Below are 7654 nucleotides of genomic sequence, written 5' to 3' on the forward strand. Positions count from 1 at the left end.
GTAGTCTGCTTCTTGCGAAATTCTTTTTGAGGCCATTGCCAGACTTGCAAGCGGCCGTGTAATTACGAATTGCATTCGATAGGCAGCAAAAGATCCCAATAAAAGTAAAAATAGGATCCACCCTGCATTAGAAAGCATGAAGCTGGTAATTTCTGATGAGATATTTTCTTTGCTGGCCAGAAGCACTATGGTACCGTAATCGTTATTCTTATAATTTATTGTTTCTTTCACTTCCTCTGTCTCTATTGCTTCATAAGAAATATCATCAAATGCTATATCGGAAATATATTCAGAAAACAAATTGCCGTTTTTATCATATACTTGTGCAGAAATTATATGTGGCAAATTTTCGATGCGTTGCAACACCTTTCGTGTTTCAATGGAATCGTTAAAGCTCATGGGGCCCACACAATAGTCTGCCAGTAAAATGGCATTTGTTTCCACATTTGACTGGAATTTTCGTTCCTGTTCGTTAGCAAAACGGACTATAATAACCGCATATCCGGCAAATGTAACGGCAATGGTCACTAATAAAACCAGGCCAATTAGTTTATACCTAAGCGATATGTTGTTAATCCATTTCATTTCTTTTCTCGCACAGGGTCTACAATGTGCTGTGCTGCTTTTTTTAATCTATAACTTATATAGAGGTTACTGTTGTACATCGACCGTTCATTAATTTCAAACTTCAGGGTCGATTCTTTTTTGTAAATGTTGATCATAGCGCCCTCCCTGGCGCCACCGGGTACTTCAGATATAACCAAAACCGGTTTCTTTTCAGTTGCTTTTAGTAAAGGACTTATAAGTTCTTTCTCTGTAATGTAAACTACATGTGGGCGGAAGTCGGTATTATAAACTTTTTCATGTTCATGAATTAACACGGTTTTATTTTTGATTTCGAGTTTTTTGTAAATTTTCCGAAATTTCTGTGCCAGTTTTTTGTCACCCAAAACCTGAATTCTAAAAAAATCGCCCTGTCTGTCGGCTGGCCATTCAATAAAGCGGGAGAAGCGTTCTATAAAAATGGCTTTCATAGTCATTTCATCCACCTGGGCATATGTAAACCCGGGCAGAACAGTAAAATATATAAAAAACACAAAGTATCTTACCACCATTCTAAAATTAACAGCCTTAACAAATTTAAGGAATTAAAAAACATAAAAAAATGTTGCATGTTGCATTAAGAATTGATTTCACAGTTTTAATGAATTGCTTACCTTTATGCAATAAATCAATAAATTAAGTTATGGTCAGGTTCTCAATAATTTTACTTTTAGTTTTTGGTTTTTATACCTGCAAAGGCCCAGTTGAACATCAGGTCAAATCTAACCATCTGAAGTTTATAGAGTCGAATTATCCGGGCGATATTTTTCCGGCAACCATTAATTCGCTGGAAGAATCTCATTTAGTTACACAAATTCATGATGGGCTGATTGGTATTAATCCTGCTACTAATAAGCAGGAGGGCAGACTTGCAAAACGCTGGGTGGTGAATAATAACCACGATAAAATTATTTTCCACCTGCATGACAATGTGTATTTTCATGATCATGGTTGTTTTGAAAGCAAAGAGGAGAGGCTGTTAAGTGCTTCGGATGTGAAGTATTCCCTCGAATATACATTCTGGCACAAAGCCAATAGTGCCCAGGGTATCGGCTTATTAAAAGATATAAAAGGCGGATCAGAGTATTATGACCAATGTCGTGATATGGAGTTTGAACCCGGCCAACTTGAAGGTATTAAAGTTAAAGACTCGCTTACTTTAGTCATTTATTTAAATAAATCGAACCCCGCATTTATTTACAGTATGGTGAGTCCTGATATGGCCATTTTGCCCCCTGAAGGCCTCAGAAAATATGGCAATGAGTGTACCATAGGTTGCGGACCTTTTGTGCTTGATCATTTTAACCCTTCAACTGATTCTGTGGCGATGTTTCGCAATGAGCTTTACTATAAAACAGATAAAAATGGCAGGCAGCTGCCATACATCGATAAGCTTACCGCCATTTTTGAGGCTACTCCGGCCAAAAGCTTAAGGCTGATCAGGGATGGCAAAGCCGATTTTTTACTTACCATGAAGCAAAAATATGTTTCTGAGTTTGTTGAAAAAAACATTGACCTCTTTGAGGGGGATGACCCTGAGCTTGTTTTGGAACAACCCAAAGATATGGAAAGCACCAAAATATTTATGCTACGCAGAAGTAACATCAAGAACCTGCACTACGGCGGCATGAATTTTTTATATCTTGATCGGGTGAGAATCGCGGAATAATGCTTTTTTAGGGAGCTTTTACAATGACTCTTGTTACTAAAAAATTACACGGTTATCAAGTATTGCCGCTAGTTGGGTTTTAACCTGGCTTAAGCGGGAAATTTCCTGAACTATTTCAGTGCGCTCCTCTGAGCTCAGGGATTGGTTTTGCTTTAGTTTCTCCATGTGCTCCCGCATCATTTCTTTAATGCGTTGAAGTTTATACTCCACCAGCAATCGTTCAATGAGTCTCGTCAGGTTCGACTCTTCAAAATTCTTTTCAGGTGCTCTTATGTCCCATATTTTACTTAATTCATAGTTGCGGCTTGTAATGTCAACTATGGTTTTAACTATTTCGGAGTCCTCGTGGTTGAGGAAATACTTTTCGTTTACCGCATAGCCTTTTACCTGGAAGTTCATCATTTCATCCAGGATTTTATGATGAACCGGGTGGGCGAATGTCAGACCATCCTGGCTCAGGTCTTCCAGCACAAAATCGGCCACTGAAATCATTTCTGCGTTATCATCTTCATCTAAGGTTTCGAGTGAGTCTATGGCCAGCTCAGTTTCACCGTGTTCAAGCAAAAGCCAAATGAGTTCACGTTCGGCCTGGTGGAGTGTGGGTTCGTTTGGCGATATTAGACCGCGTTCATTGGGAGCCGGGGTTGTATTTTCCTGTCTTGTTTGCTGCTTATCTTTCTCTTTGAAAAAACGCCTTTTCCTGATTTTTTTTATTTCATCGTACAGTACTTTTTCCTGCATATCGAGCATCCCGGCTGTTTCTTTCAGGTATACTGATCGCGTAATACCATCGGGAATAATGGAAATGGATTTTACGATATCACTCACAATGCCTGCTTTTTTAACCGGGTCGTTTCCAGCTTCTTTTAATAATACACCTGTTTTAAATCGTATGAAGTCTGTGGCATTGTTTTCAATATAATCTTTTACCGCCTGTGCACCATTTGCCCGGGCAAAACTGTCGGGGTCTTCACCTTCGGGGAGGAGACATATTTTAACATTCATCTCTTCCTCGAGCACGATGTCGATACCGCGCATTGAGGCTTTTATTCCGGCCGGGTCGCCATCGTATAATATGATGAGGTTTGGCGTAAAACGTTTAATAAGTTTTACCTGCTCTGGCGTAAGTGATGTGCCCGAAGAGGCAACCACATTTTCAACACCCGACTGGCTTAATGATATTACATCGGTATAACCTTCCACAAGAATACACTGGTTATGGCGGGTAATTTCTTTGCGGGCCTGGTAAATGCCATACAGCACGCGACTTTTGTGATAAATTTCTGATTCGGGCGAATTAAGGTATTTCGCCATTTTGGTGTCTTTCCGCATAATGCGCCCGCCAAATGCAATGACCTGGCCGCTCAGACTGTGTATGGGAAACATTACGCGTTCGGCAAAACGGTCAAATTTCCGGTCCTCTTTTACTATGGTAAGACCTGTTTCTGAAAGGTAGTCGATTTTATATCCCTTGCCTAAAGCTGCAGATGTAAAAGCATCACGTTTGGCCGGACTGTACCCGAGCTCGTATTTGCGAATGGTATTTTCTGTGAAACCCCGTTCTTTAAAATAACTAAGGCCAATGCGCTTTCCTTCATCGGTTTCAAATAGTTGTTTTGCATACCATTCTGCAGCAAAACGAGTAAGAATGATCATGCTTTCACGCTGGTCCCGTTTTTTGATCTCATCAGCCGAGGGTTCTTTTTCTTCAACCTCTATATTGTACCTTTTGGCAAGATTTTTAAGTGCTTCAACATAACTTAAGCCTTCCTGCTCCATGAGAAAATTCACAGCATTTCCTCCCTTACCACAACCAAAACATTTGTAGATGCCTTTTGATGGGCTAACTGTAAAAGAGGGTGTTTTTTCGTTATGAAATGGGCAAAGCCCGAGGTAATTGGCTCCCCGCCTTTTTAGCGAAATATAATCACCTACTACATCTACAATATCGATGCTGCTGTATATGCGGTCAATGGTTAACTGATCTATCATTAGAAGAAATCAAAAATTTCAATTGATTAAATACAAAGATAGCATCTCTGAAGGATATTTTAATGCAAAAGAGAGGAAAGGATAATACTATTTTTTTAATTTTTTTGCTTGAAAATCCAATAAGATTTGTCGGTTGTTTTTCTCAGAAAATCAAGTTTTTGCAATGCCTCATAGCGATCACTGAATTGCTGCATTGAAACGCGGAATTTACCATCAGCCGCTACTACGGTGGCGTTGTGGCCTTCTTTTATTAAATCGTCTGCCAAAAGCTGTGCATTTTTACGTTTATTATAGCTTCCCGCAATAATGTGATATTCGAAAGCCTCTTCTTTTTCGCTGTAATAGAGGGCTTGCTCTTTTTTAGTTGCTATTTCATTGATGTCTGCAGAATCTTTTGTTGTATCATTTTCATCAGGTTGGGATATCCCAATGGCAGCAGTTTGATTTTTTTGCTCTTGCTTGAAGAAATCAGTGCCAAAAGTAAGTACTGCCCCGATAATGAGTATGGGGCCCAGCACGGCGGCAATTCTCACCATGGTTTTTTTGCTCATAATGCCCTGGTTTTGATTTATTGGTACGGTTTTCAAAGATTTTGAAGTGCGTATGCTCAGATCTATGGGCAGGTTTACCGGTGTCAGCCCGTAAGCATCAGCCAACAGGTTTTGTTCCACATCTGCTCTGAATTGAAAATGCTGGTTTTCATCCAGGTATAAAGCGCCAAGGCCATTTACAATTACCAGCCCATCTGTAAGCAGGGTGTGTTTAATGTGCTTGACCTCTTCAGAAAGCCAGGTTGCAGCGGCTTCGTAAGTCAGTTCTCTTTTATGAGCAATATAATTCACCAATAGCCCGTCGTTTCTGCGAAGGGCATTATTAAAAGCTAATGATTTTGAAGGCGGATAAATCATTTCTCGCTGATCGTCAATTACGGCAGAACGAAATTCAGCTACAAATCCCCCAAGTTCCGGCACAATTACACAATTATGCAGGAACAATAAATCTGATATATATTTACTCAATGTCGACATCAACTACAAAATTACGAAATAAACTACGAAGAATAACATAATTTTTGACCGTTGCCTATATTTTAACGGCCAAGAAAGGCAAATATGACGCTAATACAGCAATTTTCCAATTTGCTCAAGAGATAAAAAACATGTAATTTCGTAGCTTCTTATAAATCATATAAGTGCGCAATATGCTGGAAAAATTAGAACAGATTAAGAAAGAGGCAGAGGCTTTTGTGGCCAATTCGGAAGAAGAGATTGAAGCTTTCCGGATTCAGTATTTAGGTAAGAAAGGAAAAATGAATGAAGTTTTTGCCGAGTTTAAAAAGGTTCCCAATGAACAAAAAAGGGAGTTCGGTAAAAAAATCAACGAAATAAAGACATTTCTACAGGAAAAAATTGATCGTTTTCATGCAGACCTGCAAAAGCAGCCTGAGGAGGCCAGTGGCGATGACTTAACCCTGCCGGGAGATCCCGTAAAATGGGGAACCCGTCACCCGCTATCAATTGTAAGGCGCGAAATTATCGATATTTTTAGTCGTCTGGGCTACGTGGTTGCCGACGGACCCGAAATCGAAGACGATCATCACGTGTTTAGCGCATTGAACTTCCCCGAGGAGCATCCGGCCAGAGATATGCAGGATACCTTTTTTATTGAAAAACAACCCGATGTGCTTTTGCGCACACATACCTCTTCTATCCAGGTGCGTACAATGGAGCAAAATGATCCGCCTATTCGGGTGATTTGTCCCGGCCGCGTTTTTCGTAACGAAGCTATTTCGGCAAGAGCACACTGCATTTTTCATCAAATTGAGGGACTTTACATCGATAAGGATGTGTCGTTTGCCGACTTAAAGCAAACCTTGCTCTATTTTGCACGCGAAATGTTTGGAGCTGATACCGAGATCAGGCTGCGACCCTCGTACTTCCCTTTTACCGAACCTTCTGCCGAAATGGATGTGAGTTGCACCATTTGCGGAGGAAAAGGCTGTAATGTTTGTAAATATACCGGCTGGCTCGAAATTATGGGCTGCGGTATGGTCGATCCAAACGTGCTCGAAAGCTCTGATATTGACCCTGAAATTTATTCCGGATTTGCATTCGGCATGGGTATTGAGCGTATTGCAATGTTGAAATACCAGGTAAAAGACCTTCGTTATTACTTTGAAAACGATGTGCGTTTTTTGGGTCAATTCGAAAATGAGGTTTAGGCAATTTATGTAAACCGGACAATCGGAATTTGGAAAAACTCCCGGTAAAAGCTACTTGATTATGGTTGCCCAACCTTTGAAAACAAACCGATTCATTTCGTTATTGACGCTTGGCAAATGGATGTTTTTTTTCTTACCTTTAAACCAAAAGGTTTAATATGTCTAAAAAGCTTGTCGTATTGTCGGGAGCAGGAATGAGTGCTGAAAGTGGGATTCGTACTTTCCGCGATAAAGACGGATGGTGGCAAAACCACAACCCTATGGAATTGGCTTCACCCGAAGCTTTTGAAAGCGATCCACAGCTGGTGCTCGATTTTTATAATTACCGACGTAAAAAGGTGATGGAAGCCGAACCAAATGAGGGCCATAAAGGCCTGGTTACATTGGAGCAGGATTTTGATGTACAAATTGTAACTCAAAATGTAGACGATTTGCATGAAAGGGCCGGAAGCAAAAATGTACTGCATTTGCATGGCGAGATACGAAAGGCCCGTTCTACAACAGATCCGTGGCTGGTATATGATTTAGAAGGCAGTGAGCTGAATCTCGGAGATAAATGTGAGAAAGGCAGCCAACTAAGGCCGCATGTGGTTTGGTTCGGCGAAGCTGTACCTGCCATAGAAGCGGCAGCCAATATTGTGGCACATGCCGATATTTTTGTGATCATTGGAACAGCTTTAGCCGTTTATCCGGCAGCAGGACTCACCAATTACCTCCGGAAAGGGGTGCCTGTTTTTGTAATTAATCCCGATGCAGCACATGAAAATTTTTCATCACAAATTGAATTTATCGAAACAGGAGCCGTTGAAGGAGTTAAAATACTTCAAAAAAAGTTAAAGTCATATGTGGAATAGATTATCGGTTATTTTTATACTGCTTTTTGCTGCAAGTATTGCCAGTGCACAGTTAGCAAATTTCAAAGGTGGGTTGGAGGCCGGAGTAATGGGTACCCAGGTCGACGGCGATACGCTGAGCGGCTACGATAAAGCCGGACTTAGAGTAGGCGGGTTTATTGAAAAGCCGGTAACAGAAGAAATTAGTGTACAATTTGCAATGGTGTATACGCAAAAAGGCAGCCAGGGAGAAAAAAAAGTAGACGATCCGTTCTCTTTCTACGAAATCAATCTTCATTATGTCGACATGCCGCTCACGGCAAGGTATTACCACAA

At 40.6% G+C, this 7654-nt stretch carries 8 protein-coding genes; 4 read left to right on the forward strand and 4 right to left on the reverse strand.

Annotated features, from left to right (window positions below):
- Positions 1 to 585 (reverse strand): CHASE sensor domain-containing protein (locus VJ937_RS04260; protein WP_324065653.1); only part of this gene is annotated, 585 nt, incomplete at its 3' end.
- Positions 582 to 1115 carry a YfiR family protein gene (locus tag VJ937_RS04265; RefSeq protein ID WP_324065654.1) on the reverse strand — a complete coding sequence of 178 codons (534 nt, stop codon included), beginning with the start codon at positions 1113 to 1115 and terminating at the stop codon, positions 582 to 584. The genes VJ937_RS04265 and VJ937_RS04260, both read right to left, overlap by 4 nt.
- A gap of 131 nt (positions 1116 to 1246) precedes the next feature.
- Between VJ937_RS04265 and VJ937_RS04270 the strand changes: the two genes are divergently transcribed.
- A complete protein-coding gene (locus VJ937_RS04270; protein WP_324065655.1) occupies positions 1247 to 2272 on the forward strand; it encodes an ABC transporter substrate-binding protein in 1026 nt (341 codons plus the stop codon).
- Between the two features lie 36 nt (positions 2273 to 2308).
- Here the strand turns inward: VJ937_RS04270 and dnaG are convergent, their stop codons facing one another.
- Positions 2309 to 4264: a DNA primase gene (dnaG, locus tag VJ937_RS04275; RefSeq protein ID WP_324065656.1), complete on the reverse strand. Its 1956-nt coding sequence runs from the start codon at positions 4262 to 4264 to the stop codon at positions 2309 to 2311.
- Positions 4265 to 4359: 95 nt separating this feature from the next.
- Entirely contained in the window at positions 4360 to 5292 is a 933-nt protein-coding gene (locus tag VJ937_RS04280; protein WP_324065657.1) for an SPOR domain-containing protein, read from the reverse strand.
- A 173-nt stretch (positions 5293 to 5465) separates the two neighbouring features.
- Between VJ937_RS04280 and pheS the strand changes: the two genes are divergently transcribed.
- The 3 genes from pheS to VJ937_RS04295 all read left to right on the forward strand — a co-directional run.
- Complete coding sequence (gene pheS, locus VJ937_RS04285) at positions 5466 to 6485, forward strand: phenylalanine--tRNA ligase subunit alpha (protein ID WP_057953255.1); 1020 nt, start codon at positions 5466 to 5468, stop codon at positions 6483 to 6485.
- 158 nt (positions 6486 to 6643) lie between these two features.
- A complete protein-coding gene (locus VJ937_RS04290) occupies positions 6644 to 7339 on the forward strand; it encodes an NAD-dependent deacylase (RefSeq protein WP_324065658.1) in 696 nt (231 codons plus the stop codon).
- Positions 7329 to 7654 (forward strand): outer membrane beta-barrel protein (locus VJ937_RS04295; protein ID WP_324065659.1); only part of this gene is annotated, 326 nt, incomplete at its 3' end. The genes VJ937_RS04290 and VJ937_RS04295, both read left to right, overlap by 11 nt.

Source organism: Salinivirga sp. (genome assembly GCF_035268865.1).
Taxonomy (GTDB): domain Bacteria; phylum Bacteroidota; class Bacteroidia; order Bacteroidales; family Salinivirgaceae; genus Salinivirga.